The organism is Stenotrophomonas sp. HMSC10F06 (assembly GCF_001807865.1).
GTDB lineage: Bacteria > Pseudomonadota > Gammaproteobacteria > Xanthomonadales > Xanthomonadaceae > Stenotrophomonas > Stenotrophomonas bentonitica_A.
Map to the genome: position 1 here is coordinate 61666 of NZ_KV791261.1, position 16447 is coordinate 78112.

The window sequence follows — 16447 nt, forward strand, 5'->3', positions numbered from 1 at the left end:
GGCACTACCGGGGGGGGGCTTACTGCTTGAGGGTTGTCGCGATCTCGCGCAGCAGCAGCACTTCTTCGCTCGGTGCCGCCGGGGCGGCCGGCTCGGCCTGCTTCTTGCGGGCCAGGCGGTTGATGAACTTCACGACCATGAAGATCGCAAAGGCCACGATCACGAACTGCACCACGGTATTGAGGAAGTCGCCGTAGCCGATCACCACCGCCGGGATCTCCTTGCCATCGGGCGCAATGCGCGCCGGGGCCAGGGTCCACGCCAGTTCGGAGAAGTCCACGCGGCCGATCACCCAGCCCAGCGGCGGCATGATGATCTTGTCCACCAGCGCGGTGACGATCTTGCCGAACGCCGCACCGATGACCACACCGACCGCCAGGTCGATGACGTTGCCACGCATGGCGAATTCTTTGAACTCAGTCAGTACACCCATCGGGCTCTCCTGTCGTAGTGGGGGAATCAAATGACGCCGCAGCGTAACGCAGCCATTGTCATCCGGCGATGATGCCGTGGCGCTCGGCCACGTTTTCCAGACGTGCGCTGAAACGGTCGCCGGGCTTCAACGCGGCCACGCCCGAAGGCGTCCCCATGAAGACCAGATCGCCCGCGCGCAGCGCCCACAGCTTGGAGAGCTCGTGCAGGATTTCCGGCACGTTCCAGATCATCTGGTCCAGCAGCGACTGCTGGCGCACTTCGCCATTGATCTCCAGCGAGAGGTTGAGCGCGGCCAGATCGCCGACTTCGCCGGCCGGCACCAGCTCGCTCACCGGGGCGGACTGATCGAAGCCCTTGGCCGGGTCCCACGGGTGGCCCTTGGCTTTGGCCTGCGCCTGCAGATCGCGGCGGGTCAGGTCCAGGCCGACGCCGTAACCGAACACCAGCGCTTCGGCCTGGTCGACCGGCAGTTCACCGGCAGGCGCGTCCTTGCCGATCGCCACCACCAGCTCCACTTCGTGGTGCAGGTCCTGGGTGGCGAGCGGGTAGGGGATCACATCGTCATGCCCGACCACGATCGCATCGGCCGGCTTGCTGAAGAACATCGGGCGGCCGCGATCATCGGCGGCGGGCACGGCCGCGCCCATTTCGCGCGCGTGATCGGCGAAGTTGCGGCCCACACAGTAGATCCGGCGCACCGGGAAAGTACCGCCGCCGGCGACCGGAATGCGGGGCTGCTCGGGCGTGGGGATTACATCGGTCATGCGCGCGTCCTGTGGAGAGGTTTCGCCGCAGTCTAGAGCGTTTTCCTGCTCCCACAAACAGAAACGGCCGCGCAGGGCGCGGCCGTCATCAGGAGGGAAGCGCGTCGATCAACGCGACATCGGCAAGGCCTGCTTGCGGACCACGCGGTATTCACCGTCCACGACCTGCGACGGAGCGGTGCGCGCATTCTTGCGCTGGGCGAGCAGCTTCCATGCCAGGCCGGCGATGATCATCGCCGCGCCCACGAATACACCAACGAACACCAGCGCGGCCAGGATCGCCAGGCCCAACAGACCGACCGCGACGCGCACCAGCGGGTGGCGCGGCTTGCGCGGCGCGAACAGGGTGCGGAACTGGTTGAACTGGAAGATGCGGCTGTACATGGCACTCTTTTTTGGCTGAGGTCAGCAGTGGATGAGTATCCGTGCTGGCCTTTGTGACTGAGTGAAAAAAGCGTTAAACGTACCCCGCACACATTGCAAATCAATGACTTGTATTCATCCGGGAGCCAGTGACATGAGCGCGTGAGACACTACGGTTTCCGTTGCCTGCTGCTGGATGCCATGTCCCCGCCCGAGACCACCGCCACCGCCCTGATCACCCTGCAGGCCATTGCCGACGGGGGTTTTGCCGAGGTCGACGCCAGCATCGAGGGCGACAGCGAATCGGTGGTGCTGTACCGCCAGGGCGACCAGGTGCGCGCGTGGCTGAACATCTGCCCGCACGCCGGCCGCCGGCTGGACTGGGCCCCGGGTCAGTTCCTGAAAAGCAGGGAAGGCCACCTCGTTTGCGCGGCACACGGGGCCTCGTTCTCCCTGGACAACGGCGACTGCGTGGCCGGACCGTGCCGCGGTGATCGCCTGCGCGCGGTGCCCGTGCAGGTGCGCGATGGGCAGGTCTGGTTGAGATGACGATGAACGGCCGGCCACTCATTATCTGACGGCCGACCACCCACCATCTGGTAGTGCCGGCCGCTGGCCGGCTGCGCTTGATGGCCAAGCTACGTGGAGCCGGCCAGCGGCCGGCACTGCCCGGTGCATTGCGGGAGCCGGCCAGCGGCCGGCACTACCCGGTGCATTGCGAGAGCCGGCCAGCGGCCGGCACTCCCTAGAACATCAGGTTGATCATCAGCACCACCACCACCGTATAGATCAACGACAGCGGGGCGCCGACGCGCCACAGCTCGCGCGGGGTGTAATTGGCCGGGCCGGTGATCATCGAAATCACCGGGTTGGAGGCCGTCATCAGATTGTTGGAGGCCGACAACGCCACGATCAGCGCGAACGCGGTCGGGCTGCCCCCGGCCGCCAGCGCCAGGTTCACCGCGATGGGCACCATCACGATCGTCGCGCCTACATGGCTGATCACCAGCGAGAACATCGTGGTCAACAACGCCAGCGCGATCTCCAGCACCCAGACCGGGATGCCGGTCGGCAGGCGGTCGATGGTGTGGCCGGCGATCCACGCCGCCGCGCCACTGCTGTCCATCGCCCAGCCGAGCGGAATCAGCCCGGCCATCATGAACACCGTCTTCCAGTTGATCGAGGCATAGGCCTCATCCATGCGCAGCACGCCGGTCAGCAGCATGCCGGCCACGCCGGTCATCAGGGTCAGCGCCACCGGCAGCTTGGAGGTCAGCGCGATCAGGATGGTGATGGCGAAAATGCTCATCGCGATCTTGAACTTGTGCGGGCGCTGCTCGCCCTTGGGGTAGTCGGTGACCACCACGAAGTCGCGGCTCTTGGCCGCCTGCGCCAGGTCGGTCCAGATGCTGTGGAAGACCAGCATGTCACCGGCGCGCAGCGCCACGTTGCGCACGTCCTCGCGGATCACCTGCTTGTCGCGGTTGATCGCCAGCAGGCTGATGCCGCGCTGCTTGCGCAGGCGCAGGTCCGAGGCGCTCTTGCCGATCACATCGGAGGTCGGCGGCACCACCGCTTCGGAAATGCCGGCGCGGCTCGGGTTGAACAGATCGCCCAGGTGCTTGAGCCGCGAGGACATCCGCAGGAACTGGTTCTGCGCGAAATCGCTGACCTGCTGGCGCGCGCCCATCACGCCGAGCACGCTGCCCACCCAGATGCGCATCTCCGCCGGCGGCGCCAGGCGGGTGTCGTTGCCGGTCTTGAGTGCCAGCAGCAGCGGCGCGTCGTGCACGTTCTCCGCTTCGCCCAGGGTCATGCCGACCAGCGGGCTTTCGGCAGTGACCACCAGCTCGAACACATCGCCTTCGATGCCGTAGGTCTTGGCGAAGTAGCTTTCCGTGCGCGACGGGGTGACGCCATCGTTGGCCAGCGTCTCTTCCTCGACCAGCTTGCGGTCGCCGAAGTAGCGGAAGTACAGCAGCGAGGCGATCAGCAGCGCCACGCCGATCGGCAGCGGCGCGAACATGCGCAGCGGTTCGATGGTGGCCAGGCCGGAGGGCAGGTTGTTGTTGGCCGAGGCCAGCAGGTCGTTGAGCAGGATCAGCGGCGAGTTGCCGACCATGGTCAGTGCGCCGCCCATCACGATGGCCGCGGCGATCGGCAGCAGCAGGCGCTGCAGGGTCAGCCCGGTGCGCGCGGCCAGGCGCGAGGCGACCGGCAGGTACAGCGCCATCACCGAGGGGTTCTGCATGAACGAGGAGTTCAAGCCGGCGATCGCGGTGGTCATCATCAGCAGGCGCGTCTCCACGCCATGCCCGCGCCGCAGCAGCCACGCCGCCAACCGGTTCAACGCCCCGGTGCGGTCCAGGCCCGCGCCGAGGATGGTGGTGGCGATGATGCTCATCACCGCGTTACCGGAGAAGCCCCCGAAGATTTCTTCCGGGGCGATCAGGCCGGTGACGCCGAGCACCACCAGCACCACCAGCGCCACCACATCGGCGCGGATGCGCTCGAACAGGAACATCGCCATCGTGAAGCCGACCAGCCCCAGGACGAGCTTCATGTCGGTAGTCAGCGTCAGCGCGGTATCCATGGGGTGGCGCGGTTCCTAGTCGGATCAGGTGCGGTCGTACAACAGGTCCCACACACCATGGCCGAGCTTCTGGCCACGGGTTTCGAAATGGGTCTGCGGGCGCCATTCCGGCCGCTCCACCTGCCCACGCGGGCCGGCCCGGTTGGTCAGCCCGGCGGTGGCGTCGAGCACCTCCCACATCTGCTCGGCATAGTCTTCCCAATCCGTGGCGCAGTGCAGGCGGCCACCGATGCGCAGCTTGCGTACCAGCAGCGCGGCAAAGCCGGGCTGGATCAGGCGGCGCTTGTTGTGGCGCTTCTTGTGCCACGGGTCCGGGAAATAGATGCGCACTTCATCCAGCGCGCCATCGGCGATTTCCTTTTCCAGTACTTCCACGGCATCGTGGTGGTACAGGCGCACGTGGTCGGCGTTGTCGTCGGCCAGCGCGTTGAGCAGGCGGCCGACGCCGGGCGCGTGGACCTCCAGGCCGATGTAATCGCGACTCGGGTCCTGCTGGGCGGCGAAACGCAGCGCCGCGCCGTTGCCGAAACCGATCTCCAGTACCTTGTGCGCATCGCGCCCGAAGGTGGCATCCAGATCGCGCGGCTCACCGGTGAAGTCCAGCCCGAAACGCGGCCAGCGGTCGTCGAACGCACGCTGCTGGGCGGGGGTGAAGCGGCCCTGGCGCAGCACGAAACTGCGGACCTCGCGGCGGCCTTCGGTGATGGTGAAGGGCTTGGGCGGTGCCTTGGCACCGGCGCTGTCGAAAGGATTGGTCATCAGCCGATCAACCCGTCGATCGGCGAGGACGCACTGGCGTAGCGCTTGCGCGGAATGCGGCCGGCCAGGAAAGCCTCGCGGCCAGCTTCCACGGCCTTGCGCATCGCGCTGGCCATCAGCACCGGGTTGCGTGCACCGGCGATGGCGGTGTTCATCAGCACGCCATCGCAGCCCAGCTCCATCGCGATCGCCGCATCGGAGGCCGTGCCCACGCCGGCATCGACGATGATCGGCACCTTGGCGTCTTCGATGATCTGCAGCAGGTTGTACTTGTTCTGGATGCCCAGGCCCGAGCCGATCGGCGCGGCCAGCGGCATCACCGCGGCGCAGCCGATCTCTTCCAGGCGCTTGGCCAGGATCGGATCATCGGAGGTATAGACCATCACCTCGAAGCCATCCTTGACCAGCTGCTCGGCCGCCTTGAGGGTCTGCACCACATCCGGGTACAGGCTCTTCTGGTCGCCCAGCACTTCCAGCTTGGTCAGGTTGTGGCCGTCCAGCAGCTCGCGGGCCAGCCGGCAGGTGCGCACGGCGTCCTCGGCGGTGTAGCAGCCGGCGGTGTTGGGCAGGATGGTGTAACGGTCCGGCGGCAGCACGTCGAGCAGGTTCGGCTCGCCCGGGTTCTGCCCGATGTTGGTGCGGCGGATCGCCACGGTGACGATCCGGGCGCCCGCGGCCTCGGTGGCCAGGCGGGTTTCTTCCAGATCCTTGAACTTGCCGGTGCCGGTGAGCAGGCGGGAAGCATAGGTCTTGCCGGCGATCACCAGCGAGTCAGTGGGGGCAGGTGCATTCATGGCCCGAATTATCGCCTATCGCGCGTCACGATGCTGCCTCAGCCGCCGCCCAGTGCATGCACGATCTCGACCACGTCGCCCTCGCGCAGGGAGTGGCTGGCGTGCTGGCTACGGGTGACGATCTCGCCATTGACTTCGACCGCGACGCGGCGCTCCAGCAGGTCCTCGCTGCGCAGCAGGTCGTGGACAGTGGCGGTGTGCGGAAGCTGGCGGTTCTCGCCGTTGAGCTGGATGTTCATGACGCTATTGTCCTTCAATCACCCGTCAGTGCGTACCCTGTGCGCCGCGCGTCAACAGTGCCGCGAGCGCCAGGCCAACGATGGCCGGGCGGCGGGGCTGGGGCGTTCATGCCGCAGCGCAGCGTGATGCGGGCCGGGTGCAGTGGAAACATGGCACCGTGCGCCGGCGTACGTCCCGCCGTCTTCCCCACCTGCAAGGAGTTTCCATGTTGCTCAGCAAACGCCCGATCCGTTCCCTCATGGCCGTGGCCATTGCCCTGGCGGCAGCGCCGGCCATGGCGCAGTCGCCGTATACCAAGACCGTCTTCATCGGCGACAGCCTGACCGATGCCGGCTACTTCCGTCCGCTGCTGCCCGCCTCGGTGCAGCCGGTGACCGGCCAGTTCACCACCAACCCGGGCTGGACCTGGGCCCAGCACGTGGCCAACTACTACGGCACCAACGGTGCGGCCCACGGCAACGGCCAGAACGGTGACAACTACGCCATCGGCGGCGCCCGCGTCGGCGTGGACACCAGCCAGGTGCTGGCTGCCGGTACCCCGGCCATCCCGGTGTACTCGCTCAAGACCCAGACCGCGCAGTACCTGGCGGCCAACGGCGGCAAGGCCGATCCGAACGCGCTGTACACCGTGTGGGGCGGCGCGAATGATCTGTTCGCGATCCAGGCCGGCGCGCCGCTGGTCTCCACGCTGACCAATGCGGTGCGCGACCAGGTCGGCATCGTCGGCACCCTGAAGGGCGCTGGCGCCGAATACATCGTGGTGCCGACCATTCCGGACGTCGGCCTGACCCCGGGCGCCCGTGCCGGTGGCCCGGCCGGCATGGCTGCCGGCACCGCGCTGGCCAAGGCGTACAACGACGCCCTGTTCGGTGGCCTGAAAGCCGCCGGCCTGCAGGTGATCCCGGTCGACACCTTCCACATCCTGCAGGAAATCGTCGCCAACCCGGGCCAGTACGGCTTCGTCAACGTGACCAGCCCGGCCTGCACCACGGCGTCGTCGCTGACCTGCAACCCGACCAGCTACGCCACCCCGAACGCTGCCAACAGCTACGTGTTCGCCGACGGCGTGCACCCGACCACCGCCACCCACGAGATGCTGGGCCAGTACACCCTGTCGATCCTGGAGGCCCCGCGCAACCAGCAGGTCCTGACCCACTCGGCGCAGACCATCGGCCGCTCGCGCGCCGACCAGGTCAGCTGGCACGTCGATGGCCGTCCGGCCGACGGCCTGAGCTGGTGGGGCAACCTGCGCGGTGACATGCAGCGCTACGCCCACGCCGATCTGTACGACGGCATGGCCCCGGCCGGCCTGTTCGGTGTGGATTGGGCGCGTGACGGCATGGTTGTCGGCGGCTTCGCCGGCTATGGCCGCATGGACGCCGATTTCGGCAACAACAAGGGTGACTTCACCCAGTCCGACACCACACTGGGCCTGTTCGCCGGCTGGTACGGCGACCGCGCCTGGGTCAACGGCCAGCTCAGCTACAGCTGGCTGGATTACGACGTGACCCGCAAGCTGCAGCTCGGCCCGGCCACGCGTATCCACAAGGGCTCGCCGGAAGGCAGCAACCTGACCGCCGCGTTGAACGCCGGCTACGAGTTCGGCACCGAGGGCGGCTTCCGCCACGGTCCGGTCGCCGCGGTGATCTGGCAGAAGGTCAAGCTGGACGGCTACACCGAGTCCAACCCGAGCGCCTCGGCGCTGGGCTATGGCGACCAGGACACGGATTCCACCGTCGGCCGCGTCGGCTGGCAGGCCCGCTTCGACGGCGGCAACGTCAAGCCGTATGTGCAGGTCACCTACGATCATGAGTTCGAGGACACCAAGCAGGCCAGCGCCTGGCTGCAGTCCATGCCGGACGTGGGCATGTACAAGGTGCCGGGCCTGGAGTTCGACAAGAACTACGCCACCGCCGTGCTGGGCGCGCGCCTGAACCTGTGGGGCCTGAGCAGCAACATCGGCATGAGCACCACCACGATGCAGAAGCGTGCACGTGACGTGTCGCTGTTCGCCAGCTTCGGCGGCAGCTTCTGATCCAACGTGCGCAGTGCCCATTCGCGGGCGCCGCGCACGGCGCCGGAAAGCGTGAAACAACGGGCGGCCCAGTGCCGCCCGTTGCGTTTGAGGGCCCCGCCCGAATAGACTTACGCCGCGCCGTGCGGGTGTAGCTCAATGGTAGAGCTGTAGCTTCCCAAGCTACTGACGAGGGTTCGATTCCCTTCACCCGCTCCATATCCTCCAGTGCTTATGGGGTTTCAGGCCGCTCCGCACCCTCCGATCCCCTCCGCAATTTTCGTGCTCAGGTCAGGCCTGTGTCTCGATCCGGCCTTCAGCTGGAGCTTGCTGGCGGGTTTGCCAGTTTTCGACGCCAGTGATACGGTCACTGCATGCCACTTGTACGCGCCCGCACGTTGATTATTGCCACCCTCCATAAGGGTGGGTAGAGCGCGTCTTGTTTCAGACAACGCAACCCGCCGCGAGGCGGGTTTTGTTTTTCCGCCGCGGCCATTTTTGGAGTCAAGAATGTCCGATCATCCCCTGAAGACCCTTATCGAAGCCGCAGACCGATCCATATCGGCGAAGGACTTCGATGGCCTGATGCGGTTCTACACAGATGACGCCACCCTGGTGGTGAAGCCGGGCATGTACGCCAGGGGCAAGGACCAGATCAAAAGCGCATTCGAGGCAATCTCTTCTTACTTCGACGGCACACTGAAGGTCCGCCAAGGCAAGATGGAAGTGATTGAGGGCGGAGAAACGGCGCTGGTTGTCATGGAAACCTGGCTGGATACCACCGATGAAGAGGGCGCTCCGATCTCGACGGTTCGCCGGGCCACCTACGTGTTTCGTCGGGAACCGGACGGCAACTGGCTTTGCGCTGTAGACAACTCGTACGGCACTGCTCTGCTTGATAGTTGAAGACGGCGCCCCGGTCTCGCGGCGTGCACTCAGCCCATTAACAGCGGGAAAGTGCCGGATGCGGGCAGCTGGATCGCGAGCGCGGTCCGTCATCGCGGCCTACACGCCACGCGCTATGCTTCGCGCTTTCCAGCCCCTGCGCCGCGATGAAACTCGCCATCCTGTCCCGCAACAGCAAGCTGTACTCCACGCGTCGCCTGGTGGAGGCCGCCCGTGCGCGGGGCCATACCGTGCGCATCCTCGATCCGTTGCGCTGTTACATGCGCATCGCCGCGGATGGTTTCACCATGCATTACAAGGGCCGGCCGATCACCGGGGTGGACGCGGTGATCCCGCGCATCGGAGCTTCGGTCACCCGCTACGGGACGGCCGTGCTGCGCCAGTTCGAGATGATGGGCGCCCGTACGCCCAACCCCTCCGACGCGATCCTGCGTGCCCGCGACAAGCTGCGCGCACACCAGATCCTGGCCTCCAAGGGCATCGACATGCCGGTCACGGTGTTCGGCGACAACCCGGACGACACCGTCGATCTGCTCTCGATGCTCGGCCCGCCGCCGCACGTGGTGAAGCTCAACGAGGGCACCCAGGGCCGCGGCGTGATCCTGACCGAGAAGGCCAGCGCCTCACGCGGCATCGTGGAGGCGCTGCGCGGGCTCTACGCCAACTTCCTGATGCAGGAGTTCATCGGCGAGGCGCAGGGCGCCGACCTGCGCTGCCTGGTGGTGGGTGACCAGGTGGTCGGGGCGATGCAACGGCAGGCGCCGGAGGGAGACTTCCGCTCCAACCTGCATGCCGGCGGCAGCGCCCGCGCCGCCAAGGCCAGCCGGGCCGAGCAGCTGGTGGCGGTGCGCTCGGCCAAGGCGCTCGGGCTGGGCGTGGCCGGCGTGGATCTGATCCGCTCCAGCCGCGGCCCGCTGGTGCTGGAGGTCAACTCCACCCCCGGCCTGGAGGGGATCGAGGCGATCTGCCAGGCCGACCTGGCCGGGCGCATCATCGACCACGTCGCTTCGTTGAAAAAGCCTTCAAATACAAAGGGTTGACCGGGTATTTCAATGCCGCTTGAGGTCTTAACATCGGTTTAATCGACCCCGGCGTAGGCTCTGTCGAACCGCAGCTCTGCCCTCCTCAGCAGGATCGGTAATCGGGAAACACCTTCAGGCCCGGCCAGCTTCGTCTGTCCGGGCCTTTTTCTGCCCGCGCAGGGCCTGCGGCCCCTGCCATGAGTAACTTGTCGGGCCCAGTGCATCCTCGTAGAGTTGGTGTTCATTCATGTGGATAAGGAAGTCGCAGATGTCACAGATGCATCGAATCATCGCTGTCGCGCTGCTCGGCTGTCTTTCGCTGGGTGCCCATGCCAAGCCGCCGGCGAACCCCGATGAGGCCGCGATGGCGCTTGCCGACGATGCGCCGGTTGCCGAGCAGCTGGCCAAGGTCGAGCGCGCGCTGCACAGTGAGGATTACAGTGAGCTGAGCGTGGCCGACAAGAGCCGCGTCCAGGCCGCTCTGGACCGTATCCGCACCAGGATGGCGGGCCGTGAGCGATTCGATCAGCTCACCCCGCCGCAGAAAGTAGAGGTCTTCAACGACCAGGAAGTGGTCAATACCTTGATGACCAACGCCAAGGAAGACAGTCGCATGGTCTGCCGCAGCGAACGTCCGATCGGCAGCAACCGCCCCCAGCGCACCTGCATGACGGTGGCCCAGCGCCGCCAGGCGACGGAAGACGCCCGGCAGATGAAGCGTGAGCTTCGGATTTCCGAACCCAAAGATGACAGGTGATCACCGCTGTGTTTTGACGCTGCGCCAGCATTCGACGGTGTCTAATGTTAAGAATCGACGCTGTATGGTCAGCGTGAGGTCGCGCAGTCCCGTTCCCATCGCTGCCCTGCGGCTCCGTTCTTTCCGTTGAACCCCCACGAATCAGAGGTCCCAGTGCGAATTCTCGTCATCGAAGACAACAGCGACATTGCCGCCAACCTCGGCGATTACCTCGAAGACCGCGGTCACACCGTCGACTTCGCCGCCGATGGCGTCACCGGCCTGCACCTGGCGGTCGTCCATGAGTTCGACGCGATCGTGCTGGACCTCAACCTGCCCGGCATGGACGGGATCGAGGTCTGTCGCAAGCTCCGCAACGAGGCGCGCAAGCAGACCCCGGTGCTGATGCTGACGGCCCGCGATTCGCTGGACAACAAGCTGGCCGGCTTCGACTCCGGCGCCGATGACTACCTGATCAAGCCGTTCGCGCTGCAGGAAGTCGAGGTGCGTCTGAACGCCCTGTCGCGTCGCGGCAAGGGCGTGCAGACCCGCGTGCTGGAAACCGGCGATCTGGAATACAACCTGGACACGCTGGAAGTGCGCCGCCAGGGCAAGCTGCTGCAGCTCAACCCGACCGCGCTGAAGATCCTGCAGGCGCTGATGGAGGCCTCCCCGGCCGTCGTCACCCGCCAGGAACTGGAAACCCGCGTCTGGGGCGAAGAGCTGCCGGATTCGGATTCCCTGCGCGTGCATATCCACGGCCTGCGCGCCGTGGTCGACAAGCCCTTCGAAGTCCCGATGATCCAGACCCGCCATGGCATCGGATACCGCATCGCCGCGCCGGAAGCCTGATCCGGTGACGGGGAAGGGGGAGCGTCGCCGCGCGCCATATCGGCGGCGGCTGCGCAGCCGCATCATCGTCTCGTTCGTGCTGTTGGGCTTCTGCCTGACCACGCTGTTTGCGTTTGCCACCAACTGGGCGCGGGCCCGGGTGGAGAACCAGCTCGTCGAAGACGTGATGAACCGCAACATCGATGAGTTCGCGCGCCGGTTCTACGAGAGCCCGGGGCGCAATCCCGCCGTCCCCGTGCAGCAGATCCGTGCTTTCGCCTATCCCAGCGACAAGTTCGACCGCGTGCGCGAAGAGCGGCCGGAGTGGGCGGCGTTTGCCACAGGCAACTACAAGCTCAGCGGCGTGGACGAGCACAACGATCCGTTCTCCTACAAGCTGGCCGTCCGCAAAGCGCCGGATGCATGGTTCTTCCTCGCCTATGACATGACCGAGAGCATCCGCGGCGAGGAGCAGCTCAAGCGCGCGCTGTTCTTCTCCGTGCTGGTGTTCAGCGCCCTGTCCCTGGTGCTGGGCTGGTGGTCCGCCTCCAAGGTGATGAAGCCGGTCTCCGATCTGGCCGCCCGCCTGCGTGCGTATCGCGGTGGCACCAGTGAGCCCGAACCGCTGGCACCGCGCTTCCCGGACGATGAGGTAGGCCAGCTGGCCCAAGCGCTGGATGACTACTCCGCGCGGCTGACCGAAGTAGTGCAGCGCGACCGCGAGTTCAACGCCGACGTCAGCCATGAGCTGCGCACGCCGCTGGCCGTGATCCGCGGTGCTACGGAGCTGCTGCTGACCCGCCCGGATCTCGATCCCAAGGTGCTGCAGCGCCTGCAGCGCATCCAGCGCGCCGAGCAGCAATGTACCGATCTGATTGGCGCGCTGCTGCTGCTCTCGCGCAACGAGCGCGGGCAGGGCAGCAGCAATGTCGCGCGGGTCTCCGAGCAGCTGCTGGATTCTCACCGCGCCCAGCTCGGCGGCAAGCCGCTCGAACTGATCCTGGAAGGCAACCACGACCTGGTGATCGATGCACCGGAATCGGCGCTCTCGGTCGCGTTGGGCAACCTGATCGGCAATGCCGTGAAGTATTCGAAGGAAGGGGCGGTGCGCGTGCGGGTGGGCAACAACGCGGTCGAGGTGATCGACAGCGGCCCCGGCCTGAGCGAGGAAGACGCCGCCAAGCTGTTCCAGCGCGGCTACCGCGGCACGCATGCGGGTCATTCGCAGGGTGGGGGGATCGGCCTGTCCATCGTCAGCCGCCTGTGCGATCTCTACGGCTGGCAGGTCAACGTGCGGCCGGGCGCCGGGCGCGGCGTCATCGCCACACTGACCTTCTCCCCCGCCTGAAACGGTAGAGCCGACCGTTGGTCGGCTCCCCCACCGACGTTGGCCGGCTCCTGTAGTTCTACCGCGCCGCCAACTCCCGATAAGCCCGATCCAGCCGCTCCACATGCGCCTGCAGGTGGTCCGGGTGCCCATCATTGACCACCACGTCGTCGGCCAACGCCAGGCGCGCCTCGCGGCTGGCCTGGGCGGCAATCATCCGATCGGCCAGCGCGGCATCGATGCCATCGCGCTGCATCAGCCGCGCGTGCTGCACGGCTACCGGCACGTCCACCACCAGGATGCGGTCCAGCCAGGGGTACTGCTGGCGGCCGCCGGCCTCGGTGAGCAGGGGAATGGCGGCAATCGCGTACGGTCCCTCGGCCTGCTCGCAGCTCTCGCGCAGCAGCTGGCGGATCGCCGGGTGGGTGATCGCCTCCAGCGCCTGGCGCGCCTGCGCGGAATCGAAGATGCGGGCTCGCAGCGCGGCACGGTCCAGCTGGCCATCGGCCTGCAGGATGGTGTCTCCGAAGTGGGCGGCGATCCGCGCCAACCCCTCGCTGCCCGGCGCCACCACCGCGCGTGCGGCCAGGTCGGCGTCGGCCACGGTGATGCCCAGCGCCTCGAAGCGGCCGCTGACCTCGCTCTTGCCGGCGGCAATGCCGCCGGTCAGCCCGATCACGAAGCGGCTCATCGCGGCCCTCAACGCAGGCCGGCGTAGCTCAGGTAGCCGTTGATCAACGGCTCGCCCCACATGAAGACGATCCAGCCGGCAATGGCCAGGTAGGGGCCGAACGGGATCGGCGTGGCCCGGTCGCGGCCCCGCGAGTACAGCCAGATCGAGCCGACGATCGCGCCCACGATGGACGACAGCAGGATGATCGGCAGGATGCCCTTGAGCCCGCACCAGGCGCCCAGCGCGGCCAGCAGCTTGAAATCGCCGTGGCCCATGCCTTCCTTGCCGGTGAGCTGCTTGAACAGCCACCACACCGACCACAGCGACAGATACCCCGCCAAGGCACCCAGCAGGGCCGGTTTGGCGGGCATGTACAGGTTGTCGCTGGCTGCGATCAGGCCCAGCCACATCAGGGGCAGGGTCAATTGGTCCGGTAACAGCTGGGTGCGCAGGTCGATACCCGACAGCGCCACCAGGAAGCAGCTCAGCACGATCGCGCCGAAGCCCTGCCAGCCGAACCCGAACTGCCAGACGCTGGCGGCCACCAGCACGGCGGTCAGCAGCTCCACCAGCGGGTACTGGATCGAGATCGGGGCATGGCAATGGCGACACTTGCCGCGCAGGACCAGCCAGCTGAACAGCGGGATGTTCTCGTACCAGGACAGCTTGTGCTTGCAGTGCGGGCAGTGCGAGGGCTCCACCACGATGCCCGGTGGTGGTGGCTCGTAGATGTCCGGCTCTTCCAGCACTTCGCGCGCATCGCGCTTCCACTCCCACTCCAGCCGCTTGGGCAGGCGCAGGATGACGACGTTGAGGAAGCTGCCAAGGAGCAGCCCCAGCCCGACCGCGGCGGGGTAGCCGAGGCCGGGATGCTGGTCGAGAAATGCCATTTATTGATTATCCAACCACGGAGGCGAGTTTGAAGATGGGCAGGTACATGCCGACCACCATACCGCCGACGACCACACCGATGAAGACCATGATCATCGGTTCGAGCAGACTGCTCAAGGCATCGACCGCATTGTTGACCTCCTGCTCGAAGTACTCGGCCACCTTGAACAGCATCGTGTCCAGGGCGCCGGCCTCTTCGCCGATGGCGGTCATCTGCACCACCATGTGCGGGAAGATGTTGACCTGCTTCATGGCCATGTTGACCGGGTAGCCGACGGACACGTCGTCGCGCATGCGCAGCACGGCCTCCTCGTAGATCTTGTTGCCGGTGGCGCCGGCCACGATGCCCAGCGCCTCCACCAGCGGCACGCCGGCCTTGAAGGTCACCGCCGTGGTCCGGGCGAACCGGGCGATCGAGCTGTTGTGCATGATCTGGCCGATCACCGGCACCTTCAGGATGAAGCGGTCCATGCCGTGCTGCATGGAGGGCGAGCGTTTGTAGGCGAAGAAGAACCCCACGACCGCGCCGATGACGATGAAGAGGATCAACCACCACCACGCCACCATGAAGCGCGAGGCAGCCACGATCAGCTGGGTGAAGGCGGGCAGGTCCGCACCGAAGCTCTTGAACACGTCTTCGAACTGCGGCACCACGAAGATCAGCAGGACCGCGCTGACGATCAGCGCCACCGCGATGACCATGGTCGGGTAGAACAGCGCCTTCTTGATCTTGCCCTTCAGGGCCTCGATGTTCTCTTTGTAGTTGGCCACCGTGTCGAGCACCGTTTCCAGCACACCGGCGCCTTCGCCGGCCCGGACCAGGTTGCGATAGAGCTCGTCGAACTGCACCGGGTGCTTGCTGATCGCCTCGTGCAGCGAGGAGCCGCCCTCGATATCGGTGCGGATGCTCTCCACCATCTTGCGCATGCGTGGGTTCTTATGTCCCGTGCCGATGATCTCCAGCGAGCTGACGATCGGCACGCCGGACTTCATCATGATCGCCATCTGGCGGCTGAAGAAGGCGATATCCTTGGTGCTGATCGCACTGCCGGCCGCCCCGAACAGGGGCTTGGGCTTGGGCTTGACCACGTTGGGCGTGATGCCCTGGCGGCGCAGTTCGGCGCGCAGCAGGTTCGCATTCTTGGCCGGCGTCTCGCCTTTCATCTTGACGCCGCGTTTGTCGGTCCCCACCCAGACAAACGGTTGCAGCTCCATGGTGTTGCGGACCACGGGCTCTTTCTTGATCGCACTACGGCTGACAGACATTTTCTGGCTCCCCAGCCACGCCATCCCCAGGCGGGCTATCTCGCGGCATGGTAGCCGGTTCCGTTGGCGCTGGGCAGTCCTTCGGGGTGCCCCGAAGCGATGGGCGGGCCGGACCGGGTGGGTCAGAAGGTGACGCAGCCGGTCACATTGCCGGGTCCGTCGCAATTTGTTGCGCGGGGGGTTCCAATCCGGAGGATTGCTGCCATCATTGCGCCGGGGAATGCTGGGGAGCATTGCTGGTCCAGTTGGCATGCAACCTGCTTCGATCCACCCGCACAGGGCGCCCGCCCCGCTCAACCGGCTTGCCGGCATGGCGACGGCCCAGTGCCCTACACCTTATCTATCTCTAGGGGATGTACACATGAAGAAGCAGAAGGGCTTTACCCTGATCGAACTGATGATCGTCGTGGCGATCATCGCGATCCTGGCCGCCATCGCGCTGCCGCAGTACCGCAACTACACTGCCAAGTCGAAGGTCACCCAGGCCATCGGCAATGTTGCTGGTGAGAAGATCAAGGTTGCCGAGAACCACAGCTCTGAGCGCGATCTTTGCACTAACGTCAATGCAACGATCTGCAAGGAAGGCGTCCTGACCGGCGTTTCGAGTGACACGAAGACGACCGTAACTCTGACACCTAAGTTCGATGCCACCGGTGTTGATCCCATCACTTGGGAATGCAAGGTCACTGCATCTGCTGTCTACAACGGTAAGAACTGCGCGGACCTGGAAGGCGAGGCCAAGAAGGACTGACCCTTTGGGCTGAGTTGTCGACTGTCCGTGCCTACGTTTTATGAAATGCCCGCGAGCAATCGCGGGCATTTTTATTTGCGAC

Annotated in this window: 18 protein-coding genes and 1 tRNA gene; 9 read left to right on the forward strand and 10 right to left on the reverse strand. The window is 65.9% G+C overall.

Annotation, left to right across the window (positions count from 1 at the left end):
• Positions 1–19: 19 nt before the first annotated feature.
• From mscL to HMPREF3113_RS05140, 3 genes are all read right to left on the reverse strand, one after another.
• Positions 20–433: a large-conductance mechanosensitive channel protein MscL gene (gene mscL, locus HMPREF3113_RS05130; protein ID WP_070471211.1), complete on the reverse strand. Its 414-nt coding sequence runs from the start codon at positions 431–433 to the stop codon at positions 20–22.
• A 58-nt stretch (positions 434–491) separates the two neighbouring features.
• Positions 492–1199, reverse strand: coding sequence for a fumarylacetoacetate hydrolase family protein (locus HMPREF3113_RS05135; RefSeq protein ID WP_019183922.1), 708 nt, complete (start codon positions 1197–1199; stop codon positions 492–494).
• A 108-nt stretch (positions 1200–1307) separates the two neighbouring features.
• On the reverse strand, positions 1308–1583 hold the full coding sequence (locus tag HMPREF3113_RS05140; RefSeq protein ID WP_019183923.1) for a hypothetical protein: 276 nt from the start codon (positions 1581–1583) through the stop codon (positions 1308–1310).
• Between the two features lie 180 nt (positions 1584–1763).
• On the opposite strand from HMPREF3113_RS05140, the gene HMPREF3113_RS05145 reads away from it, so the two are divergent.
• The gene (locus tag HMPREF3113_RS05145; protein ID WP_070471402.1) at positions 1764–2111 is read left to right on the forward strand and encodes a Rieske (2Fe-2S) protein; all 348 of its coding nucleotides are present in this window, start codon (positions 1764–1766) and stop codon (positions 2109–2111) included.
• A gap of 196 nt (positions 2112–2307) precedes the next feature.
• On the opposite strand, the gene HMPREF3113_RS05150 is transcribed toward HMPREF3113_RS05145, so the two are convergent.
• Genes HMPREF3113_RS05150 through thiS form a run of 4 tightly spaced genes read right to left on the reverse strand, consistent with a single transcriptional unit; the run spans position 2308 to position 5947 of the window.
• The gene (locus tag HMPREF3113_RS05150; protein ID WP_019183925.1) at positions 2308–4155 is read right to left on the reverse strand and encodes an SLC13 family permease; all 1848 of its coding nucleotides are present in this window, start codon (positions 4153–4155) and stop codon (positions 2308–2310) included.
• 24 nt (positions 4156–4179) lie between these two features.
• The gene (gene trmB, locus HMPREF3113_RS05155; RefSeq protein WP_070471213.1) at positions 4180–4914 is read right to left on the reverse strand and encodes a tRNA (guanosine(46)-N7)-methyltransferase TrmB; all 735 of its coding nucleotides are present in this window, start codon (positions 4912–4914) and stop codon (positions 4180–4182) included.
• The gene (locus tag HMPREF3113_RS05160; protein ID WP_070471215.1) at positions 4914–5708 is read right to left on the reverse strand and encodes a thiazole synthase; all 795 of its coding nucleotides are present in this window, start codon (positions 5706–5708) and stop codon (positions 4914–4916) included. Before HMPREF3113_RS05160 ends, trmB begins: the two co-directional genes overlap by 1 nt.
• Before the next feature lie 38 nt (positions 5709–5746).
• Positions 5747–5947: a sulfur carrier protein ThiS gene (gene thiS / locus HMPREF3113_RS05165; protein WP_070471217.1), complete on the reverse strand. Its 201-nt coding sequence runs from the start codon at positions 5945–5947 to the stop codon at positions 5747–5749.
• A gap of 206 nt (positions 5948–6153) precedes the next feature.
• Here thiS and HMPREF3113_RS05170 point away from each other — a divergent pair, with 206 nt between their 5' ends.
• From HMPREF3113_RS05170 to HMPREF3113_RS05200, 7 genes are all read left to right on the forward strand, one after another.
• Positions 6154–7983, forward strand: a complete 1830-nt coding sequence (locus HMPREF3113_RS05170) for an autotransporter domain-containing esterase (RefSeq protein ID WP_070471219.1) — start codon at positions 6154–6156, stop codon at positions 7981–7983.
• Between the two features lie 124 nt (positions 7984–8107).
• Positions 8108–8181 (forward strand) — tRNA-Gly (locus HMPREF3113_RS05175).
• Positions 8182–8472: 291 nt separating this feature from the next.
• A complete protein-coding gene (locus HMPREF3113_RS05180) occupies positions 8473–8868 on the forward strand; it encodes a YybH family protein (RefSeq protein ID WP_070471221.1) in 396 nt (131 codons plus the stop codon).
• A gap of 146 nt (positions 8869–9014) precedes the next feature.
• On the forward strand, positions 9015–9908 hold the full coding sequence (rimK, locus tag HMPREF3113_RS05185) for a 30S ribosomal protein S6--L-glutamate ligase (protein ID WP_019183931.1): 894 nt from the start codon (positions 9015–9017) through the stop codon (positions 9906–9908).
• Positions 9909–10158: 250 nt separating this feature from the next.
• On the forward strand, positions 10159–10647 hold the full coding sequence (locus tag HMPREF3113_RS05190) for a hypothetical protein (protein WP_254427764.1): 489 nt from the start codon (positions 10159–10161) through the stop codon (positions 10645–10647).
• Between the two features lie 153 nt (positions 10648–10800).
• The gene (locus tag HMPREF3113_RS05195; RefSeq protein WP_019183933.1) at positions 10801–11478 is read left to right on the forward strand and encodes a response regulator transcription factor; all 678 of its coding nucleotides are present in this window, start codon (positions 10801–10803) and stop codon (positions 11476–11478) included.
• 4 nt (positions 11479–11482) lie between these two features.
• Positions 11483–12805, forward strand: coding sequence for a sensor histidine kinase (locus HMPREF3113_RS05200; protein ID WP_026069894.1), 1323 nt, complete (start codon positions 11483–11485; stop codon positions 12803–12805).
• A 58-nt stretch (positions 12806–12863) separates the two neighbouring features.
• Here the strand turns inward: HMPREF3113_RS05200 and coaE are convergent, their stop codons facing one another.
• Genes coaE through HMPREF3113_RS05215 form a run of 3 tightly spaced genes read right to left on the reverse strand, consistent with a single transcriptional unit; the run spans position 12864 to position 15614 of the window.
• Positions 12864–13475 carry a dephospho-CoA kinase gene (gene coaE, locus HMPREF3113_RS05205; RefSeq protein ID WP_070471223.1) on the reverse strand — a complete coding sequence of 204 codons (612 nt, stop codon included), beginning with the start codon at positions 13473–13475 and terminating at the stop codon, positions 12864–12866.
• Between the two features lie 8 nt (positions 13476–13483).
• A complete protein-coding gene (locus HMPREF3113_RS05210; RefSeq protein ID WP_046273837.1) occupies positions 13484–14347 on the reverse strand; it encodes a prepilin peptidase in 864 nt (287 codons plus the stop codon).
• A 7-nt stretch (positions 14348–14354) separates the two neighbouring features.
• A complete protein-coding gene (locus tag HMPREF3113_RS05215) occupies positions 14355–15614 on the reverse strand; it encodes a type II secretion system F family protein (RefSeq protein WP_070471406.1) in 1260 nt (419 codons plus the stop codon).
• Between the two features lie 361 nt (positions 15615–15975).
• On the opposite strand from HMPREF3113_RS05215, the gene HMPREF3113_RS19090 reads away from it, so the two are divergent.
• Positions 15976–16365, forward strand: coding sequence for a pilin (locus tag HMPREF3113_RS19090; RefSeq protein ID WP_070471224.1), 390 nt, complete (start codon positions 15976–15978; stop codon positions 16363–16365).
• Positions 16366–16447 lie beyond the last annotated feature (82 nt).